General features: G+C 74.3%; 9 protein-coding genes. 7 read left to right on the top strand and 2 right to left on the bottom strand.

Annotation, left to right across the window (positions count from 1 at the left end; genetic code table 11):
- Positions 1-85: 85 nt before the first annotated feature.
- Together ACZ7P3_RS04935 and ACZ7P3_RS04930 are read right to left on the bottom strand one after the other, a co-directional pair.
- A complete protein-coding gene (locus tag ACZ7P3_RS04935; RefSeq protein WP_472079003.1) occupies positions 86-1,381 on the bottom strand; it encodes an amidohydrolase in 1,296 nt (431 codons plus the stop codon).
- A complete protein-coding gene (locus tag ACZ7P3_RS04930) occupies positions 1,378-2,622 on the bottom strand; it encodes an MFS transporter (RefSeq protein WP_472079002.1) in 1,245 nt (414 codons plus the stop codon). Before ACZ7P3_RS04930 ends, ACZ7P3_RS04935 begins: the two co-directional genes overlap by 4 nt.
- Positions 2,623-2,769: 147 nt before the next feature.
- Between ACZ7P3_RS04930 and ACZ7P3_RS04925 the strand changes: the two genes are divergently transcribed.
- The 7 genes from ACZ7P3_RS04925 (at position 2,770) to ACZ7P3_RS04895 (ending at position 25,124) form a co-directional block, all read left to right on the top strand.
- The gene (locus tag ACZ7P3_RS04925) at positions 2,770-3,822 is read left to right on the top strand and encodes an Lrp/AsnC family transcriptional regulator (RefSeq protein WP_472079001.1); all 1,053 of its coding nucleotides are present in this window, start codon (positions 2,770-2,772) and stop codon (positions 3,820-3,822) included.
- A gap of 227 nt (positions 3,823-4,049) precedes the next feature.
- Positions 4,050-4,445: a GntR family transcriptional regulator gene (locus ACZ7P3_RS04920; RefSeq protein ID WP_472079000.1), complete on the top strand. Its 396-nt coding sequence runs from the start codon at positions 4,050-4,052 to the stop codon at positions 4,443-4,445.
- The gene (locus ACZ7P3_RS04915; protein ID WP_472078999.1) at positions 4,442-5,368 is read left to right on the top strand and encodes an ABC transporter ATP-binding protein; all 927 of its coding nucleotides are present in this window, start codon (positions 4,442-4,444) and stop codon (positions 5,366-5,368) included. The genes ACZ7P3_RS04920 and ACZ7P3_RS04915 overlap by 4 nt, the downstream gene beginning before the upstream one ends.
- Positions 5,365-6,393 (top strand): ABC transporter permease, encoded by a 1,029-nt coding sequence (locus ACZ7P3_RS04910; RefSeq protein ID WP_472078998.1) that lies wholly within the window; start codon positions 5,365-5,367, stop codon positions 6,391-6,393. Before ACZ7P3_RS04915 ends, ACZ7P3_RS04910 begins: the two co-directional genes overlap by 4 nt.
- A 678-nt stretch (positions 6,394-7,071) precedes the next feature.
- Positions 7,072-8,622, top strand: coding sequence for a glycosyltransferase 87 family protein (locus tag ACZ7P3_RS04905; RefSeq protein WP_472078997.1), 1,551 nt, complete (start codon positions 7,072-7,074; stop codon positions 8,620-8,622).
- Positions 8,623-9,334: 712 nt separating this feature from the next.
- A complete protein-coding gene (locus tag ACZ7P3_RS04900) occupies positions 9,335-10,078 on the top strand; it encodes an SAM-dependent methyltransferase (RefSeq protein ID WP_472078996.1) in 744 nt (247 codons plus the stop codon).
- Between the two features lie 1,984 nt (positions 10,079-12,062).
- On the top strand, positions 12,063-25,124 hold the full coding sequence (locus ACZ7P3_RS04895) for a type I polyketide synthase (RefSeq protein WP_472078995.1): 13,062 nt from the start codon (positions 12,063-12,065) through the stop codon (positions 25,122-25,124).
- Positions 25,125-25,131: the final 7 nt, after the last annotated feature.

Here is a 25,131-nt window from a genome sequence, read left to right as displayed (position 1 = left end):
GCCCGGGAGCCCCCCGACCCGCGAAGCGCCGGTCCTGGGGACACCCGGGCGGCGCGTCGTCCCGCACCGACCACCGGGGCCGGGGTCAGCGCGCGGGGGCGAGCCAGGCGCGGGCCGCCCCCAGCAGGCCCCGTACCCCGAGTTCGATCGTCGGGTCCTGCAGCGGCGCGTACTGCGGCGAGTGGTTCACCGGGATCTCCGCCGGCAGGCCGCGGGTGGCCGGCGCGTCGGCGTCGACGTCCGCGAACGCGGCCGGGTCGGCGCCGCCGAAGTGCCAGAACACCGACGGCGCCCCGAGCCCGGTGCCGAACAGACCGAAGTCCTCGCTGCCGTTGATCGGGTGCGGCAGCGTCAGGACGGCCCGCTCGCCCAGGACCTCGCGCAGGGCGGCGACGGTGGTCTCGGTGGCCTCCTGCGTGTTCACGGTGAGCGGGAAGGCGTTCAGCGGGGTGATCTCCGGCGTCCTGGGGGCGCCCGACGCCGCCGCCTCGGCCTCGATGATCCGGCGCACCGCGTCGAGCACCTTCCCGCGCACCACCGGGTCGACCGAGCGGATGTTGAGCTTCAGCTCCGCCTCGTCCGGGATGATGTTCTCCTTCGTGCCGGCGTGGACCGAACCCACCGTCACCACGGCCGCCTGCGAGGCGCCGACCTCGCGGGAGACCACCGTCTGCAGCCGTAGCACGACGGCCGCGGCCATCACCACCGGATCGACCGTCGACTCCGGGGCCGAGCCGTGCCCGCCGCGCCCGAACAGCCGCACCCGGAAGCTGTCGGAGGCTGCCATCAGCGGTCCGGTCCGGGTCACCACGACACCTGCCGGGAACGGGCCCACGTGCTGGCCCAGGCAGATGTCGGGCTTCGGGAACCGCTCGGCGAAGGAGTCGCCGAGCATGTTCCGAGCGCCCTCGCCGGTCTCCTCGGCGGGCTGGAAGACGGCCACCACCGTGCCGCGCCAGCCGCCGGTGTGCGCCGCGAGCAGCCCGGTCACGCCCAACAGACAGGTGACGTGCATGTCGTGGCCGCAGGCGTGCATCACGGGGACGTCGTTGCCGTCCCGGTCCAGGGCGCGGACCACCGACGCGTACGGCAGCCCGGTCGCCTCCGGCACCGGCAGGGCGTCCATGTCGGCGCGGAGCAGCACCGTCGGGCCCTCGCCGTTGCGCAGTACACCCACGACGCCCGTGCCGCCGACGCCCTCCGTCACCTCCCAGCCGGACTGCGCGCGCAGCCGCTCGGCGATGACTCCGGCCGTCCGTGTCTCCTCCAGCGACAGCTCGGGGTGGGCGTGCAGGTCCCGGTACAGCTCACGCAGCGACGGCAGCAGGGCGTCGAGGCCGGCCGCCGGGTCGTCGGCGGCAGGAGTGGTGACGATGGTCATGCGTGCTCACTTTCCACAACGGAGGACGAGGGTGCGCAGTGCGGCTCGGGGAGCCGGAGCGACCGGCGGAACGCGCCGGAGGTCTGCGGGGTGACACCGGCCAGGACCGCCGTCAGGACCGCGCCGAGGACGAGGAAGCCGAACGCGGCGCCGAAGCCGGCACGGTCGGCGAGCAGGCCCATCGCCGTGGGCGCCACGACCCCGGCCGGCTGCCCGCCGAAGGTGATCATCCCGGCGCCTGCCCCGGCGAGTCCGGCCGGCAGGCTGCGCAGCGGTACCGCGAACGACGCCATGTAGGTCAGCGACGCGGACAGCGTGGCGACGGTCATCCACCCGATGAAGGCGACGGTGGTCGAGGCCGTGGCCATCAGGAGGAGGGCGAGCCCGGCGACGGCCATGGACGCGACGGCGATGAGCCGCTGCCGTCCGCCGAGCCGGTCCGCCAGGCGGCCACCGGCGATCACCGAGACGACGGCCGCGGCCGCGGGGAACACCGTGAGGGCACCGGCCGAGGTCAGCGAGATGCCCCGCTCCTCGTTGAGGTAGGAGGGCACCCAGGTGTTCAGGCCCCACACGATGATGTCGTAGCCGAAGAACATGAAGGCGAAGCCCCACATCGCGGGGGAGCGCAGCAGGGTGCGGGCGCCGCCCGGGGCCGCTCCGTCCCGCGCCGCCGCACGGCGGACGGGCTCGGGCAGCCAGAGCCGGACGGCGGCGTACACGAACACGCCCGCGCCGGCCACGGTGAAGAACGCCGACCGCCAGCCGAAGTGCGTGATCAGCGGCGCGGCGAGCAAGGGGGCGAGGACCGCGCCGACCGCGTTCGAGGACTGCACCACGCCGTTGGCGCTCATCCGCCGGCCCGGACCGGTCCGTTCGGTGATCGCCTTCATCGAGGCACCGGGGAAGACCCCCTCGGCCGCGCCGAACAGGAACCTCACCACGGGCAGGATCGCGAACGACCCGGCCAGTCCGGTCAGCGCCGTGAACACCGACCAGACCAGCAGCGCCCAGCAGGTCATCCGGCGGGCGCCGAAGCGGTCGGCGAGCATCCCGCCAGGGATCTGGAACGCGGCGTACGCGAGGAAGAACGCCGAGACGGCGAGCCCCTGCTGGGCACGACCGAGGTCGAACTCCTTGCCGATCGAGGGCAGGGCGAGATTGATGACGAGCCGGTCGACGTAGTCGATCAGCCAGGCGCAGAAGAGCAGCGCGACCGTGATCCTCGCGCCTCGGTCCATGCGCTCCCTGCGGGGACCCGAAGGCCGTGTGGGCACAGACCCTCCTTCTAGAGTGGACGTGCTGGGTAGGTGCGGCTCGGAAGTGGGGACAGAATCCGGTCGCGGTGCGGAAGGGGCCCGGGATTGCCGGAAAGCAGCAGCAGAGCCATGTGTGAGCCGGAATCCGTCACCGGGCTGGAGGAGCTCGACCTCGCGCTCGTCGACGCGCTGCAGACCGACCCGCGCGCGCCCTGGTCCCGGATAGGACCGGCCATCGGTGTCGACGCCACCACGGCGGCCCGCCGCTGGGCCCGGCTGGAGCGGGCGGGCCTGGCCTGGGTCACCGCCTACGCGGGACCCGCCACCGCCGCCGTCGGCGACGTCGAACTCACCTGCCGGCCGAAGCGGCCGGCGGAGCTGAGCGAGCGGCTCGTCACCCTTCCCTGGGTGCTCAGCGTCGAACACGTCGTCGGCGACTTCGACCTGTTCCTGACGGTCGTCGCGGCAGATCTGCCGGCGCTCGGCCGCCGTGTCGGCCAGGACATCGGCCTGCTGCCGGGCGTGCGCGCCACCCGCACCAGGCTCGGCATCCGCGTCTACCGGGAGGGCAGCGGCTGGAAGGTGCGCGCGCTGGAACCGGCGGGCCGCGCACGGCTGGAGGGCGCGCGTCCCGCCGGCGGCCGGTTCGGCGGCTCGGCCGGTCACGGGCTCCGCGGCGACCTCGACCCGCGTCTGCTGGCCGCTCTGGGCGTCGACGGCCGCGCGGGCTGGGCCGAGCTCGCCGAGCGCTCCGGCGTGAGCGAGTCCACCGTGCGCCGCCGCCTCACCCGCGCACTGCGCGACCGGGAGATCCTGCTGCGCTGCGACATCGCCCAGCAGCCGGCCGGATGGCTGGCCGTCGCCACGTACAGGGCGGTGGTGCCGCACGGTGAACTCGACGCCACCGGCGGGGCGTTGGCCCGCCTCCCGCAGACTCGCCTGTGCGCCTCCGTCACCGGCTCGTGCAATCTGCTCTTCTCGGTGTGGCTGCGCGACCTCGACGGCATCACGGCTCTGGAGTCACTCCTCGACGAGCGCCTCCCGCACCTGACCGTCCAGGACCGCACGGTCACCCTGCGCACCGCCAAGCGCATGGGCCGCGTCCTGGGCGATGACGGCCGTGCCGTGGGACACGTCCCGATCGGGCTCCAGGACCCCTCGAACGACGTCGTCTCGCCGTAGACCGGTGCGCCCCACGCCGCGGCGAAGGCTGGGCAACGCGCCGCCGGGGGCGGCACTTCCGGCACGGCGACACCGGTGCGTCGCGCGAGCAGCGCCCTCCGGGGGGAACGCCGACAGCCGCCGCCGGACATCCGCACAGGGCCCCGCGGTCAGCGACCCGCCTTGACAGCCGCACCCGCTTCAGTCCACCCTTTCACTACTTAATTAGTGAAAGGGCGTTGGCCGGGATGCTCGAATACCGAATCGACCGGCGCAGCGGGGTTGCCACCTACGTACAGATCGTCCAGCAGACCAAGCAGGCTCTGCGCCTGGGTCTGCTGGAGCCGGGTGACAAGCTGCCCGCGGCCCGGGAGGTCGTGGAGGCCACGGCGGTCAACCCCAACACGGTGCTCAAGGCGTACCGGGAGCTGGAGCGGGAGGGGCTGGTCGAGGCTCGCAGGGGGCTCGGCACGTTCGTGCGCAGGTCGCTCGGCGCCGCACCCGGCGACTCCCCGCTCAGAGCCGAACTCGCCGAGTGGGCGGTGCGCGCTCGGGCGGCCGGCCTGGAGCGGGACGACGTGGCGGCGCTCTTTGCTCTCGTGCTGGACGAGCACTTCGAGCCCTCAGGAAGGGAACAGGGATGACGAGGACTGCCATCGAGGCGGCCGGGCTGGGCAAGGTGTTCCGGCGGCGCGGTGGCCGGGCGCTGCGTGACTGCACGTTCCGGCTGCCCGCCGGACGTGTCTGCGCGCTCGTGGGTCCCAACGGCGCGGGCAAGTCGACGCTGCTCGCCCTGGCGGCGGGGCTGATCGCCCCCAGCGAGGGCTCGATCACGGTGCTCGGCGGCCACCCGGCCCACGTCCGGCCGAGCATCGGATACGTCGCCCAGGACAAGCCGCTGTACCCGCAGCTCACCGTCGCCGAGACGCTCCGCATGGGCGCCGACCTCAATCCTGCCGGCTGGGACGCGGCCACCGGTGAGCGGGTCGTGGCCGACGGCAACCTGGACCCGGGAGCCCGGATCCGCTCGCTCTCCGGCGGCCAGCGCACCCGCGTGGCGCTCGCCCTCGCCCTGGCCAAGCGGCCCGAACTGCTGCTGCTGGACGAGCCGATGGCCGCCCTCGACCCGCTGGCCCGGCACGAGCTGATGGGCACCCTGATGGCCGCAGCCGCCCAGTACGGCACCACGATCGTGATGTCCTCGCACGTGATCGCGGAGCTGGAGGACTCCTGCGACCACCTGCTGCTGATCGGCGACGGCCGCGTCCGCCTGGCGGGCGACATCGACGACCTGCTGGCCGCCCACACCCGGATCACCGGCCCCGCACCCGAGAGCACCGCCGGTGCCGTCTGCGACCTGGGCCCGAACACCGTGGTGGAATCCCGTACGACCGGCCGCCAGCTCACCGCCCTCATCCGCCCCGTGGGCCCCCTGCCCGGCGACTGGCAGACCAGAGAGCCGTCCCTGGAGGAACTGGTCCTCGCCCACCTGCGCAACCCGGCAGCGCCACCCCTGACTCTCGGCCCCATATCCACCCCCGCCCTGTCCCAGGAGACGACCGCATGACCGCCCTTGCCTCCGCCGCCCCCGCGGCCACCCGGCGTCCTTCCGCCGCGCCCCGCCAGATCCGGTGGCTGCTGCGCCTGCACCGCCCGGCGCTCTGTGTCTGGGCAGGGCTGGTGATCGTGGCCTCGGCCGCGCTGCTGTGGCTGTGGGGCCCGCTCACCGACGCCGCCGCGGCGGCATGGCGCCACTACGACGCCTGCGGCATGTCGGCGAAGTGCACCTACGACCAGCCGGCGATCCTGCGGTACAAGGACGTCCACCAGTACGCCACGGTCGCTGTCCTCGCCGTCCCGTTCCTCGTCGCCGCCTGGGCCGGCGCCACGCTGACCAGCAGGGAGCTGGAGCTGGGCACCGCCCGGCTGACCTGGACCCAGTCGGTGACCCCGGCCCGCTGGCTCGCCACGCGGCTCGCCGTCCCGGCGGCCCTCATCGCCACCGGCACCGGCCTGCTGGCCGGGCTGCACCACCTCACCCAGTCCGCCGGACGCGGCCGCATCGACACCGCCGAGGCCTGGTACGACCCCCCGGCCTTCTATGCGGGCGGGCCCCTCACCGTCGCCCTGGCCCTGGTGGCCCTCACCGTCGGCGCCCTGGTCGGCCTCGTCTGGCGCCGCTCCCTGCCCGCCCTCATCACCTCCGTCGTCACCACGGCCGGCGTGTTCGGCATCGTCCACCTGGCACTGCCCCACCTGTGGCCCGGCGTGACCCGGGTCAGCAGCCTGAAGCTCTCCGCCCCGGCAGGCACCGGGCTGACGGTCGACGAGGGCATCGTCACCTCCACGGGTGCCCGGCTGCCCGACCCCTACTGCGGCAGCATCGACTGGTCGCCGTGCCGCGCCAGGTACCACAAGCTCGACGCCGTCAGCTACTACCGCGACTACCACCCCCTCTCGCACTACTGGCCCCTCCAGCTCACCGCGACCGCCCTCACCCTCGCCCTCGCCGCGCTGCTGGTCCTCGCCGCGTTCCGCATGCTGAAGCGCCGTACCGGAGGGATCCCGCCGCGCGAGAAGACCTCCGCATGACCGCCGGCCCTCGCCGGCCGCGGCCGCCCGGGCGAACCGGCGGGCGGCACGAGGTCCGCGGGCGACGGCGGACGACCGTCCCCCGCCGACCCCGCCCGTGATCACGCACCCGCGCGGCTCGTGCACCGCGGCACGGTGCACAGGGAGATGCCGCACGGCATGCGCTGCCCTGCGCCCGACGCGGCGGCGATGACGGCTCGGCCCCGGTGAACGGCCCCGGCGACATCACCGCAGGCGCCTGACGGAACACCCTGCACGCGGACACGAGTCGGCTGCGTGGACATGTGGTCGGCACGTGGTCGGGTACGGCGAAGCGTGGTCGGCGCGTGGTCGGGTGCGTCGACAGGTGGTCGGCACCTGGTCGGCACGTGGTCGGGTGCGTCGTCTCCGACCGCGGTGACGGGTCCGCGGACGCACCCGATCACGCTCGCGAGGCATCACCGCGGATGCCGGCAGCGGCCATATGTGCGGTGGGCGGCCTCCACCGCCGGACCGTGCATCGTCGTCGCTCACCGGGCCACCGAAGCCCGGCTCCGGGACGTTCCCGTCGCCGGACCACCGTCGTACCCCGACGACCGTGCTGCCGAGCGCCGCTCCGAAGTACTCCGATGCCGGGCGGACCTCTTTCGCCACGGTCCCCTTCCGATCCTCACGTCCTCTTCAAGGGGTTGATGTCCGATGTCACAAGCTGCCCGAAAACAGGGGGCGCAGGCCTGCTCCGCAGGCAAGTCCTCCCGCGCCAGGCGACGGTGGGAGCGGCCGGCACCGGTGCGGTGGGACCGGCCGGTACTGGTGGTGTGCGCGGTGTCGGCGCTCGTGGTGGGGCTGCTGTCCCGCGCCGGCACATCGCAGCACGCGTGGGGCCTGACCGCCGCGGCGGGTTACGCCTGCGCCGCGCTGGCCGCGGCGAGGTCGTCCACGCCGTGGGCCCGTACCCCCGCCGTGATCGCGGTCATCGGTGCGGCTGCCCTGCCCCTGCTGTACCTGACCGTGATCGGCAGGGCGCAGATGGAGGTCGGCGTCGTGGAACGGGCGGCCGGGCTGCTGTTCTCCTCCGGAACTCCGTACAACGCCGCGCCGCATGCGGTACGGGACTTCAATCCCTACCTTCCCGGCATGGCGCTCTTCGGGATACCGCACAGGGTGTTCGGCGACACCCCGTTCGCCGGCGCCCGCCTGTGGTTCCTCGCCGGCTTCCTCGCGGCCGTGGCCGGCGCCGTGCGGGTTCTGACCAGGGGCCGGGACACCGGCACCGGTCCGCTCGGCACCGCGCACGGCACCACCGGGCCGACGGGTGCCCTGTGGCTGATCGCCTGCCCCGTGGTCGCGCTGCCGCTCACCATCGGTGGCGTGGACCCGCCTGTCATCGGATTGATCTGTCTTGCCCTGGCCTTCACACACCGGGGGCGGGCCGGACGCGCGGGGCTGGCCGTCGGGGCAGCCGCCGCCCTGAAGTGGACCGCCTGGCCGGCGGTCCCGGTCATCGTCGCCTTGCTCGTCGTGTGCGGCGCAAGGCGTGCCGCGGTCAAGTGCGCGGCAGCAGCCACGGGGGTAGCGGTGTTCACCATCCTGCCCGTGGCCCTCGTCGACAGCAGTGCGTTCTACCGGAACGTCGTTCTCTACCCGCTGGGTCTCGGTCCTACGGCGTCTTCCGCTCAGAGCCCCTTGCTCGGTCACCTGATCGTGGCGCTGGTTCCCGACGGCAAGGCCGTCACGCTGGCGCTCATCGCGCTGAGCGCCGTGTGCGTGGGGGTGTCGCTGCTGGTCCGCCCGCCACACAGCACCGTTGCCGCCGCCGACCGACTGGCCCTGGGCCTGACCCTGGCGATAGCGCTCTGCCCGGCCACCCGCGTCGGCTACGCCATCTACCCCGTCGTCCTCCTGGCCTGGCCCCGCTTCACCGCCGGCCTGTCGACGGACCACCCCGCCACACACCGGCACACGAGCGAGCCGGCACACCACCAACGGACCCTGGAGAGCCGACTGTGCTCCGCCGGCGCCGACGCCAACCCCTGCGCCAACGCTGATGCCGAGGCCGGTGCCGACTCCACGGGTGAGTCCCTGCCGCGGCGCGGAAGCCTGGCCGGCCTGCATGTCCGGCCCCGGCCCGGCCGGCCGAAGCCGCACCACCAGAACACGCAGCCCCGGACAGCAGAGGACCGGCGAACACCCTCCGCCGCGCAGCGGCAAACCACTCGGCTTCCTCACCAACGGCCCCCGGGGGAGTGACCTCAGGGCCGGGCACCGGGTGGCCCGCGTCCCACGCCCGTACGGCCTCATCGGCCACCCGGCCCGCGGTGGCCGGCCACTCGTCGTGCCAACTGCCGTAGTCACCGGCGGTGATACGCCGGCTGGTGGCGACGACCTCGCCGACGTCGGCTCCGCCGTAGGCGATATGGCCGAACGAGCGCAGGGTCTCGTACCAGAACTGGGCGTCATCGGGAAACAGCAGTCGTTCCATGGAACGTCTCCTCGGCGTCGGTGTTGTCGTGACGATCGGTCGGTGGTCACTCGCGTGGGCGACCGCATGCGGCGGCCCGCGCACGAGTCCGGTTCAGGCTCCGCAGCCGGGGCACGGCGCCACCGAGTGACCGCCGGCCGCCGCCGGCTCCACGGTCGTCCTGATCGGTGCAGGTGACGAGCCCGGCCGGGGAGCACGGGACGCTGCCTGAACCGTTCGCACGCGTGCACCGCTCATGCGGCACAGGCTCCTCGCGGACGGTGTCCACTTTCCAGGCCGGACAGGGGGCCACGGCTGTCCAACGCTGTCCACTCGCACCCGGAACAGCCGGACGACCGCGTCGGCAGGCCCCCGTACGTCTCCAGCTCCAGCCACAGCCGCGACGGCTCCGGAAGGCAGTCGGCGGGGGGAAGAGCGAGGGCTTCTGATCGCGGACGAAAACAAGGTGCGCCCGACCTGTGCGGTTGACAGGCTGCGCCGGTGAACCGTGAACAGATCTCCAGGATCGCCCATACCGACCACCCGATAAAGTCTCCGCTCGACGACGACTCAGTGCGCCGGTTGCTGGAACGCGGCGCCCCGCGTGGCAACGAGCGTGTGCTCGACCTCGGTTGCGGGGGCGGGGAATGGCTCCTGCGCGCCCTGGCCACGCGCCCGCACCTGCACGCCGAGGGTGTGGACACCTCCGAGGACGCTCTGGCACAGGCCCGCCGGGCAGCAAGCGGCCTCGGCGTCCAGGACCGCCTCGTGCTCCACCACCAGGAGGCCGAGGACTTCGTCTCCTCGCAACCGTTCGATCTGGTGCTCAGCGTCGGGGCCACGCATGCCTTCGGTGGTCTGCTCCCCACCCTCGCGGCGGCGCGCAAGCACCTGGCTCCCGGGGGCCGTGTCCTGATAGGAGAGGGGTTCTGGGACCACGCCCCTTCCCAGGAGGCCATCGAGATGCTCGGGGACCTCACCGACCTGGCGACCACCGTGGACCGCGTCGTCGCCGACGGGTGGACTCCTGTCGATGGGCACGTCAGCACACGCCGTGAGCTGGACGACTACGAATGGGCCTGCTGGGGGTCACTGGCCTCGTGGGCCCTGGACCACCCTGCCGATCCGGACAGCTCGCAGGTGCTCACCACAGCCACCGCCCGCCGCTCGGAATGGCTGCGCGTCTACCGTGACACCTGGGGCTTCGTCTCCCTGATCCTGCGCCAGACGCCCGACCGCCCCTGAACTGCCCCTGAACCGCTCCTGAACCGGCCCTGACACAGACCGTCTCCGGCATCGGTGACCTTCGCGACGGCCTCGGCGAACTTCGCCGCGAAGGTTGCCCCGCGGATCTGCCACGTCGTCACTCGGCGGTTCGGGCGTCGGTGTTCAGCGCCGCGCCGCGCCGGCCTCGGCATGGCATGCCTGCGCGGAACCTCGCGCGGCAGCCCGGCCCACACGGCGACGGCGCTGCTCGCCGTGCTGCCGACCGTTGCCGCGGCCAGGGCCGCACTCGGAGAGGTCATCCCTGGCGAACACGCCTGCCTTACCGACCCGGAGACAGACCCGGAGACAGACCCGGAGACCGCCCCGGAGGCCGTTCCGGGTGCCCGAAGCGGGCAGCAAACGGGCAGCGTGAGCGGCGAAACGGGCACGGCGGGCATCGTGATGCCCGTTCCCTCACGGCTCGCACGTGCTCGTGGCATGTGCCCACCTCCGGTATCGCGGACGCGAATCCTGCGCGGGGCAGTGCCGCGTGACGGGGGGAATTGGTGGTTCGCGTTGGCATAGACGACGCCTGGTTCGTCGCGCGGGGCGGCGGCTGCGCCAGCAAAAGGAGAAGTGGCGTTCCGCTTTCAATAACCACAAACGGAGAGGGTGGAACGGGCCCTGTCGGCTCGGATACCGTTGGGTCAGTCACGGGGGCGCGGGTCCGGCATTCAACTCGCTTACCGCGATCGGCCCGCGCATCCAGTCGGGCTTTCGGAGTGTCTTCTCTTGGCCTCTGAATCAAGCCCGGCGCCCGCGCAAAGTCCATGGAGTCCACGTAGAGGGGGACCAAGGCTCAGTGGCTCACGACAGGGTCCGGTACTTCCAGGCATGACGTCCCGGCTGTCACGTGGAGACCGGGTCGGACCCTTGACCGTACGGAAAACCCGCGTCGGGCCTGCCGCCTTGCGGCACTCGGCCCATGCTTCGCGGACCTCGATCCCGGCCTGTGTCTCGTAGGGGCCGAACGGGTGTTGTCGTCGCGTGTTTCCACGTGGCCTCGCACCCATGAACCCACCGGCCTTCTCAATGGCATGGTCATTCCATAGTTCAGTGCGCCATCGGCAGAGTGACGAGCGGCGCGACAGGCGTTGTCGCGCCGTACGGCACTGAAATCCCATCGCCCCGGCCGGGCGCCGGCCCCGTGTGGCGCCGCCGCGCTGCCGTTCCTGTGGGCGCCGATGCTCGGGAGCGCCACCTGCGGGTCTTCCGTCATCCGGCTCGTGGCCGCGCTGCGGCCCGGCCGCCGGGCTGACGCGCGGCAGGCCTTGTCGGCGCCGTACAGGCGCCACGCTTCCAGGCCGGCCGTTCTCGCGGCCCCGCGGGTGCGCCACCGGCCGGCCGACGCGGTGAGAATGCCGTGTGAACTCTGACACGTCCGGGTCGGTGAGTCGTTTTCGGCCTGGTGCGCCGTAGTTTCTCGCCAACGGATAGAGGTAAAGGCTGGTGCATTCAGGGATTACGTGTGGCCTGAATCTAACGGTCCCGTGACGGATGAGTGCCGGTGAATGTGCTTGACGTTTGCTTTCTGGCCTCTTGGGGTGTGCCCTGGGCGGTTGCACCGTACAGGTAGGAGTCGCTGCCCTAAAGGGCAGAGCTGTTGCCCTAAGGGGCAGGGGGTCTCCGTGGGTGCCCCTCATGGTGCTGTGAGCTGGAAGTTCATGCGGTAGTTCCGGGTGTCGTGTGTCTTGATTTCGTGCCCGACCGCTCTTGGCGGACATTGCTCGCCCGGGAGTGCTGGGTCAACGCGGCACGCCGCCCTTCGGATCGAAAAAGTCTTTGGTTGACAATTTCTGGATCGCTGGTCTTGACTTGCGATCGTTGTCGCGGCGGATTGGCTGGGAAATTCTCGAAGCCAATTCAGGCCAGTCATATATGCGTCATGCATGGTGTCATGCATGCGTTCAGTTCTAGTGGACGACTGACGAGGGCAGAAGCTGCCATGTGCGAATTGGCGCGAGTGGACACAGACACTGTCGCCGTCATCGGGGTCGCACCCGCGGCACCGGTACCGGCGGAATCGAACGCAGGGGCACTGGCCGAACTGACCGGTGTGCCACTGCCCGCGGACCGGACGGCCGAACTGGAGTCGGCGTGGCGGGCCTGCGAGGACGCGGGCATCAGCGCAGGCGACCCGGCAGGCATCGACGTGTATCTGGCCGCCGAGGGCGCGGACGCAGCCGGGGACGACGCGGCCGAACTGGCGGGCGCGCTCGGCCTCTTATTAGGCCGGTGCCTGATCGGGCACGACCCCATCGCCGAAGCCGTCGCCGCCTTACGGTCCGGTGACCGCACCCTCGCCCTGGTCGGGGCCGACGGAGCCTTCGCCGTCCTCGCCCGCGGGGACGCCCCGCGGACCGCTACCTTCGCCTACCGGCTCGACACCGGCCACGCGTGGCCCCACGACGTTCCCGCCCTGGTCGAGGCCGCACTGAGCGCGGGACGCCCCGAGCCCGGCCGTACCGCGCCGGACGGCCCCGCCGTCCCGGTCACCCTGTCCGCACACAGCCAGGACGCCCTGCGCGCACACGCCGCCGACCTGCACACACTGCTCCACGCCGAGCCGAACCTGCCGCTCGCCGACGTCGCCTACTCCCTCGCCACCACCCGGCCCGCACTCGGCCGGCGTGCCGTCTTCGTCGGCGGGGACCGCACGCGGCTGGCCGAGGACCTGCTCGCCTTCAGCGAGGGCGGCCTGGCCGTTCCGGGACTCGCGACCGGAGGTCCCGCGCACACCTCGGCGGACGACCTCGCCCTCGTCTTCCCCGGGCACGGCCCGCAGTGGCCGGGCATGGCCGACGAACTCCTCGCCGCGTCCCCGGTGTTCGCCGAGCACCTGCACGCCTGCGCGGACGCCCTCGCGCCGCACGTGGACTGGCCCGTGATGGACGTGCTGCGCGGCACCGTGGACACCCCGTCCCTGGACCGGCCGGACGTGGGGCAGCCCGCCCTCTGGGCGATGATGGTGTCCCTGTCCGCACTGTGGCGGTCCTGGGGCGTGCGGCCCGGCGCCGTGATCGGCTCCAGCGTCGGCGAGATCCCGGCCGCGACCGTCGCGGGCGCGCTGTCCGTCGAGGACGGCGCCCGGGCCGTGGCGCTGTTCAGCCGGGCACAGGTGCACCTGCTGGAACGCGGTGTGATGCTCTCCGTGCTGGCCTCCGCCGACGACGTGCGCGAGCGGCTGACCCGCTACGACGGGCTCGACCTGGCCGCCGTGCACGCACCCGGCTCGGTCCTGGTCTCCGGCACCGAGGACGAGGCCACCGAACTCCTCGCCGAACTGGCCGCGGACGGCGTCAGGGCCAGGAGCATCGCCATCCGCCTCGCGGCGCACGGCCGCCAGGTCGACTCCGTGCTCGACGCGCTGCGCGCCGACCTCACCCCGATCACCCCCCGCCCGACGGACGTGCCGATCTACACGGCCACCACGGGTGCCAGGGTCGATCCGCTCGCGCTCACCGCGGACCACTGGTGCCGCAACATGCGCGGCACCGCCGACTTCGAGCGTGCCACCCGCGCCGTGCTGGCCGCCGGACACCACCTGCTCCTGGAGCCGAGCCCGCACCCCGTCCTCACCAGGGCCGTGCAGGAGACCGCCGAGAACGCCGGCGTGGCGGCCGCCGTCGTGGGCACGCTGCGCAGGGACCGCGGCGGCGCCGACCAGATGACCGCCGCGCTCGCCGAGCTGCACGCGCACGGCGTGCTCCCCGACTGGGACGCGGTGTTCGCGGGCCGGGACGCGCGCGCCGTGCCGCTGCCCGCCTACCCGCTGCACACGGCCCCCGCGGCCACCCCCGCCCTCTCGCTCGCCGACCGGCTCGCGGCCGCCCCCGACCGCCACGCGGTCCTGATCGACCTGGTCCGCGCGCAGGTCGCCGCCGTCGTCGGCGGCACCGCGGTGTCCGAGGCCGACGCGGACGCGCCGCTCCTCGCACTGGGCATCGACTCGGCGGGCGCGGTGACCCTGCGGAACCTGCTGAACGCGGCCACCGGCCTGCACCTGCCGGTGTCGGCCGTTTTCGACACCCCGACGTGCCGAGGCCTCGCCGAGCACATCGACCGGGTCCTGACCGGCGCACCGGCCGAGGACGGCGAACCGCCCGCCCCCGCGGCGGCCGGCGACGACGAGCCGATCGCCGTCGTGGCCATGAGCTGCCGCCTGCCCGGCGGCGTGCGCAGCCCCGAGGACCTGTGGACGCTGCTGTCCGAGGGCGGCGAGGGCGTCACCCCGTTCCCCACCGACCGTGGCTGGGACCTGGACGGGCGCTACGACGAGGACGCCGAGCGGGCCGGCGGCTACTACCAGCGCGAGGCCGGATTCCTGCACGACGCCGACCGGTTCGACCCGGAGTTCTTCGGGATATCGCCGCGCGAGGCGCTGGCGATGGACCCGCAGCAGCGGCTGCTCCTGGAGATCGCCTGGGAGGCGGTCGAACGCGCCGGCATCGACCCGGCCCAGCTGCGCGGCAGCCGCACGGGCGTGTTCGTGGGCGCCATGACGATGGACTACGGCCCGCGGCTGCACGAGGCGCCCGCGGACCTGGAGGGCTACCTCCTCACCGGCAACACCGCGAGCGTCGCGTCCGGCCGCCTCTCCTACACGTTCGGGTTCGCGGGCCCCGCGCTCACCCTCGACACCGCGTGCTCCTCGTCGCTGGCCGCCCTGCACGTGGCCGTGCAGTCGCTGCGGCGCGGCGAGTGCCCCCTCGCGCTCGCGGGCGGCGTCACGGTCATGCCCTCGCCGGGCATGTTCGTCGAGTTCAGCAGACAGCGCGCACTGGCCCCCGACGGCCGGTGCAAGGCGTTCTCCGCCAGTGCGGACGGCTTCGGCCTCGCCGAGGGCGCCACGATGGTGCTCCTGGAGCGCCTGTCCGACGCGCGGCGCAACGGCCACCCCGTGCTCGCCCTGATCAAGGGCACCGCGATCAACCAGGACGGCGCGTCCAACGGCCTCACCGCCCCCAGCGGCCCCGCGCAGCGCAGGGTGATCCGGCAGGCGCTCGCCGACGCGGGTGTGCCGGCCGCCGAGGTCGACGCCGTCGAGGCGCACGGCACCGGCACGCGCCTCGGCGACCCGATCGAGGCGGACGCGCTCCTCGCCACCTACGGTCAGGAGCACTCCGCCGACCGGCCGCTGCTGCTCGGCTCGGTGAAGTCGAACATCGGTCACACGCAGGCGGCTTCGGGCGTCGCGGGCCTGATCAAGATGGTGCTCGCACTGCGGCACGGCGTGCTGCCCAGGAGCCTGCACATCACCGAGCCCACGCCGCACGTCGACTGGTCGTCCGGCGCGGTGTCGCTGCTCACCGAGACCACGCCGTGGCCGCAGGTCACGCGCCCCCGGCGGGCCGCCGTGTCCTCGTTCGGCATCAGCGGCACCAACGCCCACGCCGTCCTGGAGCAGGCGCCCGACGAGGCCCCGGCCGACGGGCCGTCCGCGTCCGGCCCGGCCCCGCTGGTGTTGTCGGCGCGCACGGAAGACGCACTGCGCGCTCAGGCAGCTCAACTTTCGGCCGCCGTGCAGGGGTTGGCCTCGGCGGACGTGGCTCACGCTCTGCTGTCGCGGTCGAGGTTCGACCACCGGGCCGTGGTGGTGGCGGGAGGAGCGGACGCGCTGACGGCGGTGGCCCGGGGGGCCGAGTCCGCCCGCGTGGCGGTCGGTGTCGCACGCCCCGCGGGCAAGGTCGCGTTCGTCTTCCCCGGCCAGGGGTCGCAGTGGCTGGGCATGGGGACCGCGCTGGCCCGGTCGTCGCCGGTGTTCCGTGCCTCGCTCGACGCCTGCGCGCAGGCGCTCGCCCCGCACGTGGACTGGTCGCTGTGGGACGTCCTGTCCGACGAGTCCCAGCTGGAGCGGGTGGACGTGGTCCAGCCCGCGCTGTTCGCGGTGATGGTGTCGCTGGCCGCGCTGTGGCGTTCGTACGGTGTCGAGCCGGACGCGGTGGTGGGGCACAGCCAGGGCGAGCTGGCCGCCGCACACGTCGCGGGCGCGTTGTCCCTGGAGGATGCCGCCAAGATCGTGGCGTTACGCAGCCGGGCGATCCTCGCGCTGTCGGGTCAGGGCGGCATGGTGTCGCTCGCGGCGGGCGTCGAGGCGGTGCGTGAGCGGATCGCCCGCTGGGACGGACGTATCTCCGTCGCAGCCGTCAACGGCCCCGGTTCCGTGGTCGTGGCCGGCGACGCCGACGCCCTGGACGAACTCATGGACTCCTGCGCCGCCGACGACGTCAGGGCCCGTCGGGTTCCCGTCGACTACGCCTCCCACTCGCCGCACGTCGAGCGCATTCGGGAGACGCTGGCGGACGTGCTGGCCACAGTGGAGCCCAAGGCCGCACAGGTGCCGATGCTGTCCACGGTCACGGGGGAGTGGCTGACCGGGACCGAGGCGGGCGCCGACTACTGGTACCGGAACCTGCGGCAGACGGTGGGCTTCGAGGACGCCACGCGTGGACTCCTGGACCACGGCGTCGGCACGTTCATCGAGTGCAGCCCCCACCCCGTCCTCACCTTCGGCGTGCGCGAGACGCTGGACGCGACCGGCCGCGACGCCATCGTCGTCGGCACCCTGCGGAGGACCGACGGCGAGCTCGACCGGTTCCTGCTCTCGGCCGCCGAGGCCTACGTGGAGGGGCTCCCCTTCGACTGGAGTGCCGTGGTGCCCGCCGGGCACCACGTCGACCTGCCGACCTACCCCTTCCAGCGCAAGCGCTACTGGCTCGACGACACGGCCCGCCCGACAGCCGGCGACGACACCGCGCTGCAGGAGTTCTGGTCCGCGGTGGAGCGCGGCGACCTCGCCGCGACGCTGGACGTGCCCGCCGACGCGCCGCTGACCGACGTCCTGCCCAGCCTGGCCGACTGGCGCCGCCGCAGGCAGGAACGGTCCGCCGTCGACGCCTGGCGCCTCCGGGTCACCTGGCGTCCGCTCGGCGCCACCACCACGCCGGCCCTCACCGGCACCTGGCTCGTGGCCGGCGCGCCGTCCGAGGCGGAACACCCGTGGCACACGGCGGCCGTCGAGGCTCTGCGCGCCCACGGCGCCGACGTTCTCGAAACCGACGGCTCGGCCGAGTCACTGCGCGCCCTGGACGTCGTACCCAGCGGCGTACTGTCCCTGCTCGCCCTGGACGAACGGCCCGACCCCGCGTACCCGACGGTCCCGGGCGGACTGTCCGGCACGCTGGCGCTCGTACGGGCCCTCGGCGACGCCGGGATCGGCGCGCCGCTGTGGCTGGCCACGACCGGCGCGGTGTCCGTCGGACGCTCCGATCCGCTCACCCACCCGGCGCAGAGCCAGGTGTGGGGCCTCGGCCTGGCCGTCGGCCTCGAACACCCGGACCGCTGGGGCGGCATCGTCGACCTGCCCACCACCCCCGACGCCAGGACCACGACGCGCCTCGCCGCTGTCCTGGCGGGGCACGGCGACGAGGACCAACTGGCGGTCCGGGCCTCCGGCGTGTCCGTACGAAGGCTGACCCCGGCCCCCGCGCCGTCGGCCGCACCCGCCTGGCGCACCGGCGGCACCGCACTGATCACCGGCGGCACCGGTGCCATCGGCGGACACATCGCCCGCTGGCTGGCGGGCAACGGCGCCGAGCACATCGTCCTCACCAGCCGCAGCGGAGCCGGCGCGCCCGGCGCGCCCGGCGCGCGCGAGCTGGCGGCCGAGCTGACCGCGCTCGGCGTCCGCACCACCGTCGCCGCCTGCGACGCGGCCGACCGCGCCGCGCTCGCCGACCTGTTCGCGCGGCTCGACGCCGACGGCACCCCGGTCCGCTCGGTCTTCCACGCCGCGGGCATCGTCCTGTCCCGGCCGCTGGCCGACACGGACACCCCGGACCTCGCCCACGCCCTCGCGGCCAAGGCCGTCGGCGCCGCCCACCTCGACGAGCTGTGCGCCGGGCGCGACCTCGACGCGTTCGTCCTGTTCTCCTCCGGATCCGCGGTGTGGGGCAGCGGCGAACTCGGCGCCTACGGCGCGGCCAACGCCTTCCTCGACGCCCTCGCCCAGCGCCGCCGCGCCGACGGCCTGCCCGCCACCTCGGTGTCCTGGGGCATGTGGGCGGGCGAGGGCATGGTCACGGACGACCTGGACGGCCTGCTGCGCCGCAGGGGCATGCGCCCCATGCGGCCCGAACTCGCCGTCGGCGCGCTCGCCACCGCCCTCGCGGCCGACGAGACGACCCTGACGGTCGCCGACGTCGACTGGCCCCGCTTCGCCCCCGGCTTCACCGCCGCCCGCTCCCGCCCGCTGATCAGCGAGATCCCCGACGTCGTGGCGCTCGCCGCGCAGGACGAGGCGGAGCAGCCGGCCCCGGGCGGAGCCCTGGCCGACCGCCTCACCGGACTCAACGAGGCCGACCGGCACCGGCACCTGCTCGACCTGGTGCGCGGCCACGCGGCGGCGGTGCTCGGCCACGACGGCCCCGAAGCCGTCACACCCGACCGGGCCTTCCGCGAGCTGGGCTTCGACTCGCTCACCGCGATCGAGGTACGCAAGCGCCTCGCCGCCGCAACCGGCACGCGGCTGCCCACCACCGTCGTGTTCGACCACCCGACGCCCGAGGCGCTCGCCCGCCACCTGCACTCCGTGGTCCTCGGCGAGCGGCAGACCGCCGCACCGGCCGGGACCGCGGCCCGCGACGCCGACGAGCCGATCGCGGTCGTGGCGATGAGCTGCCGCTACCCCGGCGGCGTGCGCGGACCCGAGGACCTGTGGTCACTCGTCCTGGACGGACGCGACGCCGTCGGACCGTTCCCGGACGACCGGGGCTGGGACACCGACCGGCTGTACCCGGCCGACGCGGAGGCCCAGGGCCGCAGCCGCACCCTGGAAGGCGCCTTCGTCGACGACGCGGGCGGGTTCGACGCGAACTTCTTCGGCATCGCCCCGCGCGAGGCGCTGGCGATGGACCCCCAGCAGCGCCAGGTCCTCGAACTGGCCTGGGAAGCCTTCGAACGGGCGGGCATCGACCCGACGTCGGCGCGCGACAGCCTCACCGGCGTGTTCGTCGGCGCCTCGCCGCAGAGCTACGCGGGCACCCTGGAGCAGGCCACGCCCGAGATGGACGGCTACCGGCTGACCGGCGACGCGCTGAGCGTCGTATCGGGCCGGATCGCCTACGCGCTGGGCCTGCGCGGCCCCGCCGTCACCGTCGACACCGCCTGCTCGTCCTCCCTGGTCGCCCTGCACCTCGCGGTGCAGGCGCTGCGGTCGGGGGAGTGCTCGATGGCCCTGGCGGGCGGCACGGCGATCATGGTGACGCCGACGCCCTTCGCCGAGTTCAGCCTGCAGGGCGGCCTGGCCCCCGACGGCCGCTGCAAGCCGTACGCCGATGCCGCCGACGGCGTCGGCTGGGGCGAGGGCGCGGGCCTGATCCTCCTGGAACGGCTCTCCGACGCCCGAGCCAACGGCCACGAGGTCCTCGCCGTCGTCCGCGGCTCCGCGATCAACCAGGACGGCGCGTCGAACGGCCTGTCCGCGCCCAGCGGCCCCGCACAGCAGCGCGTCATCCGCGCGGCCCTCACCAACGCGGGCCTCACCGCGCCGGACGTCGACGCCGTCGAGGGCCACGGCACGGGCACCCGGCTCGGCGACCCCATCGAGGCGCAGGCCCTGCTCGCGACCTACGGCCAGGACCGCCCCGCCGACCGGCCGCTGTACCTCGGCGCGCTGAAGTCGAACATCGGCCACACACAGGCCGCGTCCGGCATCGCGGGCGTCATCAAGATGGTGCAGGCGATGCGGCACGGCGTCCTGCCGCGCACCCTCCACCTCGACCGGCCCTCCCAGCACGTCGACTGGTCGGCCGGCGCCGTGGAACTGCTCGCCGAGCACCGGCCGTGGCCGGAGGCCGACCGGCCGCGGCGGGCCGCCGTCTCCGCGTTCGGCGTCAGCGGCACCAACGGCCACGTCATCCTCGAACAGGCCGAGCCCGTCACCCCGGCCGGGCCCGTCACCCCGGCCGAGGCCGTCGCTCCGGCCCGGGCCGACGAGCCGGACGGACGGCCCCTCGCCTGGGCGCTGTCCGCCCGCGACACCACCGCGCTGCGCGCACAGGCCGCCCGCCTGGCGGCCACCGTGGACGAGCGGCCCGAGCTCTCGCCGGTGGACATCGCCGCGACCCTCGCGGCCGGACGGGCCGCGCTCGACCACCGCGCGGTCGTCCTCGGCACCGGCACGCCCGAACTGCGCGCCGGACTCGACGCGCTCGCCGAGGGCACCGACGCCCCCACCGTGGTGCGGGGCGCCCCCGACGGCGGCCGGCTCGCCGTGCTGTTCGCCGGACAGGGCTCCCAGCGCATCGGCATGGGCCGCAGCCTGTACGAGACGCACCCCGTGTTCGCCGACGCGCTCGACGAGGCGTTCGCCCACCTCGACCCGCACCTCGCGGTGCCGCTGCGCGACATCGTCTTCGGCGACGACCAGGCCGCCCTCGACCGTACCGAGTACGCGCAGCCCGCGCTGTTCGCCGTCGAGGTCGCCCTGTTCCGGCTGTGGGAGTCCTGGGGCCTGCGGGCCGACGCGCTCGCCGGCCACTCGATCGGCGAACTGGCCGCCGCGCACGTCGCCGGCGTCTTCTCGCTCCCCGACGCCTGCGCGATCGTCGCCGCCCGCGGCGCGCTCATGCAGGCGCTGCCCTCCGGCGGCGTCATGGTCGCGGTGCAGGCCACCGAGGAGGAGATCGCGCCCGAGTGCTCCGAGCACATCGGCATCGCCGCCGTCAACGGCCCGGACTCCCTGGTGCTGTCCGGCAGCGCACGCGAGGTGCTAGACCTCGCCGACCGCCTCAAGGCGCAGGGCCGCAAGGTGACCAGGCTGCGCGTCAGCCACGCGTTCCACTCGCCGCTGATGGATCCGATGCTCGCCGAGTTCCGCCGCGTCGTCGCGGGCGCCACCGCCCACCCGCCCACGCTGCCGATCGTGTCCACGCTCACCGGTGCGCCGGTCGACGCCGGCGAACTGGCCTCGCCCGACCACTGGGTGGGGCACGTGCGCCGGCCCGTGCGGTTCGCCGACGGGGTCACCGCGCTCGTGGCACAGGGCGTGACCACGATGGTGGAGGTCGGACCCGGCAGCGCTCTCAGCGCCATGGGCCAGGACAGCGCCCCCGACGCGGTGTTCGTACCGACGCTGCGCTCCGACCGCCCCGAGCCGGACGCGCTGGCCCTCGCCGCCGCGCACCTCCACGTCCGGGGCGTCCGGCTCGACCTGGCCGCCGTCCTCGGCGACCGCGGCAGCCGCGTCGACCTGCCCACCTACGCCTTCCAGCACGAGCGGTACTGGCTGACCGCCGCCGTCGCCCCCGCGGGCGACGGGGCGACGACGGCCCTCGGCGTCGCCACGGGCGACCACCCGCTGCTGCGCGCCGCCGTCGCGCTGCCCGGCTCCGACGGCGTCGTCTTCACCGGCAGGCTGTCCACGAAGGCCCAGCCGTGGCTCGCCGACCACGGCGTCGGCGGCCGGGTGCTGTTCCCCGGCACCGGGTTCCTCGACCTCGCCCTGCACGCCGCGGACCACTGCGGCCTGGACACCGTCGAGGAACTGACCCTGCACGCCCCGATGGTCCTGCCCGAGCGAGGCGGCCTCGCCCTGCGCGTCACCGTCGGCGCCCGGACCGACGACGGGCGCGGCATCCGGGTGCACTCGCGGGCCGAGGACGCCGACCGGGACGAGCCGTGGACCGAACACGCCACCGGCATGCTCACCACGGGCGACGCCCCGGCGACCGAGCTCGCCTCCTGGCCGCCGGAGGGTGCGACGCCGATGGACGTCGACGACGTCTACGACCGTCTCACCGAACTCGGCTACGGCTACGGGCCCGTGTTCCGCGCGCTGCGCGCCGCCTGGCGCCTCGGCGACGACGCGTACGTCGAGGTGGCCCTGCCGGAGGGCACCGCCGCAGACGGATTCAGCGTGCACCCCGCGCTGCTCGACGCCGCGCTGCACGCCCCCGTACTGCGCGCCCTCGACGAGGCCGGCGGCGGCCCCCGGCTGCCGTTCAGCTTCACCGGGGTGCGGCTGCACGCCGTCGGCGCCTCGACGCTGCGGGTGCGCTGGTCGCCCAAGAGCCAGGACGACATGGCGCTGACCGTCGCCGACCCGGCCGGCCGGGCCGTGGCGAGTGTCGACTCCCTGGTCATGCGACCGGTGGAGCTCCGCGGACTCGCCTCCCGGACCGCCGACTCCCTGCTCGCCCTGGAGTGGACACCCGCCGACGCGACAGGGGACAGCACGCCCGGCCTCGCCGTGCTCGGCGACGGTGGCCTCGGCGATCTCGGCGTCGACGCCCCCACCGTCCCCGACTTCGGCGCGCTCGACGGCGTGACCGACCTGCTCGCTCCCTGCCCGCAGCCGTCCGGCGACGACGGGAAGGCCGCGCGCGAGGCGGTGACCTGGGCGCTGACGCTCGCCCAGGACTGGCTCGCCGACGAGCGGACCGCGAGTACCCGCCTGGTGTTCGTGACCCGCGGCGCGGTCGACTCCGACGCGCCCGACCCGGCCCAGGCCGCCGTGTGGGGTCTGGTGCGGTCGGCGCAGACCGAGCACCCCGGCCGGTTCGCCCTGGTGGACCTCGACGGCGCCGAGGAGTCCGCCCGCGCCCTGCCCGCGGCGCTCGCCTCCGACGAGACCCAACTCGCCCTGCGGACGGGACAGGTGACGGTGCCCAGGCTCGCCCGCGCGGCCGCCGGCGCCCCGCTCGCCCCGCCCGCCGACGGCCCGTGGCGCCTCGACGCCCAGCCGCGCGGCTCCCTCACCGACCTCACCCTGGTGCCGCACCCCGACGCCGCCGCGCCCCTCGCACCCCGCGAGGTCCGCATCGCCGTCCGCGCGGCCGGAGTGAACGTCCGGGACACCCTGACCGCCCTGGACCGCCACCCCGGCACGGCCGGACTCGGCAGCGAGGCCGCGGGTGTGGTGACCGAGGTCGGCGCGGACGTGACCGACCTGGCGGCGGGCGACCGCGTCCTCGGCATCGTCACCCAGGGCTTCGGACCGCTCGCCGTCACCGACCACCGGCTCCTCGCCCCGATACCCGCCGGGTGGTCCTTCACGATCGCCGCCTCCGTGCCGCTCGCGTTCCTCACGGCCTACCACGCCCTGCACGACCTGGCGGCGCTGCGCCGGGGCGAGTCCGTGCTGGTGCACGCCGCTGCCGGCGACGTAGGCATGGCCGCCGTACAACTCGCCCGGCACTGGGGCGCGGAGGTGTACGCGACCGCGAGCCCCGCCGAGCGGGACACGGTGCGGGAGGCCGGCGTACCCGACTCGCACCTGGCCTCCTCGCGCGACGACGGCTTCGTGGCGGAGCTCACCGCCCGGACCGGCGGCCACGGCGTCGACGTCGTACTGAACCCGCTGACGCGGGAGTTCACGCACGGATTGCCGGAATCGCTGGAACTGCTGGCCGACGGCGGGCGGTTCGTCGAACCCGCCACCGACGGCCGCGACCGCGCCGAGCTGCCCCCCGGCGTCGACCACGCCACGTTCGACCTGACGCGGGCGCACCCCGACCGCCTCCAGGAGATGCTCCTCGACGTCCTCGCGCTGTTCGAGGCGGGTGTGCTCACCCCCCTGCCGGTGCGCACCTGGGACATCCGCCGCGCACCCGAGGCGTTCCGCCACCTCGACCGGGCCCACCTCGACCGGCCTCAGCACGACCGGGCCCAGCACGTCGGCAAGGTCGTCCTGACCGTGCCCGCGCCCCTCGACCCGGACCGCCCGGTCCTGGTCACCGGCGGCCTCGGCACCCTCGGCGCGCTGGTGGCCCGCCACCTGGTCGCCGACCGAGGGGCGCGCAACCTCGTCCTGGCCGGACGCAAGGGCCTGGCCACCGACGGTGCCCGGGAACTGTGCGACGAACTGGCGGGACTGGGCGCCCAGGTGACCGTGGTCGCCTGCGACGTGGCCGACCGCGCGTCGGTGGCGGGGCTGCTCGCCTCACTGGACCGGCCGCTCGGCGCGGTCGTGCACACGGCGGGCGTCGTCGACGACGGCGTGCTGGAGTCCCTGACGCCCGAACGGGTCGACCGCGTGTTCGCCCCGAAGCTCGACGGCCTGCTCCACCTGGACGAGCTGACCAGCGACGCCGACCTGTCCGCGTTCATCGTGTTCTCCTCCTCCGCCGGACTCCTCGGCAGCGCGGGCCAGGCGGGCTACGCCGCGGCGAACGCCGCGCTCGACGCGCTCGTGCGCCGCCGTCAGGCGCTCGGTCTGCCCGGCGTCTCGCTGGCGTGGGGCATGTGGGCGGCGACGAGCGGCATGACGGCGGGACTCGACGCGGGCGACCGGGCCCGGCTCGGCCGCTCCGGCGTCCGCGAACTGCCCACCGAGGACGCGCTCGCGCTCCTCGACGCCGCGGCCGAGGACGACCGCGCCGTACTCGCGCCGCTCCGGCTGGACACCGCCGCGCTGCGCGCACAGGCCGCGAACGGCACCCTGCCGCCGCTGCTGCGGGACCTGGTCCGCACCCCCGTCCGCCGCACCGCGCCGCCGCCCCCCGTCGCCACCGCGTCGTTCGCCGACACCCTCGCGGGCCGGTCCGCGGCGGACCGCGAACAGACGGTGCTCGACCTGGTGTGCGCCCAGGTCGCGGCCGTGCTCGGCCACACTGCCGGCGCCGAGGTCGACCCCGCCCGCGGGCTGCGGGACCTCGGGTTCGACTCGCTGACGTCGGTGGAACTGCGCAACCGGCTCACCGCGGCCACAGGGCTGCGGCTGCCCTCGACCCTCGTGTTCGACCACCCGACGCCCGCCGCGATCGCCCGGCACGTCCTCACCCTGCTCGCCGACGCCGAGCCGGAGACCGACGTGCTCGACCAGCTCGAACAGCTGGAGAACGTGCTGCTCGCCCTCACCGACGACGGCACCGCCACCAAGGCGGACCTGCGGCTGCGCGCCCTGGTCGCCCGGTGGAGCGAAGCCCGGTCCGGGGACACCGGCGAGGACGCCGGCTCCGACCTCGATTCGGCCACCGACGACGAACTCTTCGGCTACCTCGACAACGAACTCGAGACCTCGTGACCGGGCC

It is taken from the genome of Streptomyces sp. NPDC107581 (assembly GCF_055657175.1).
Note: the sequence above shows the minus strand (reverse complement) of the source record. Positions and strands in the feature narration are given on the sequence as shown.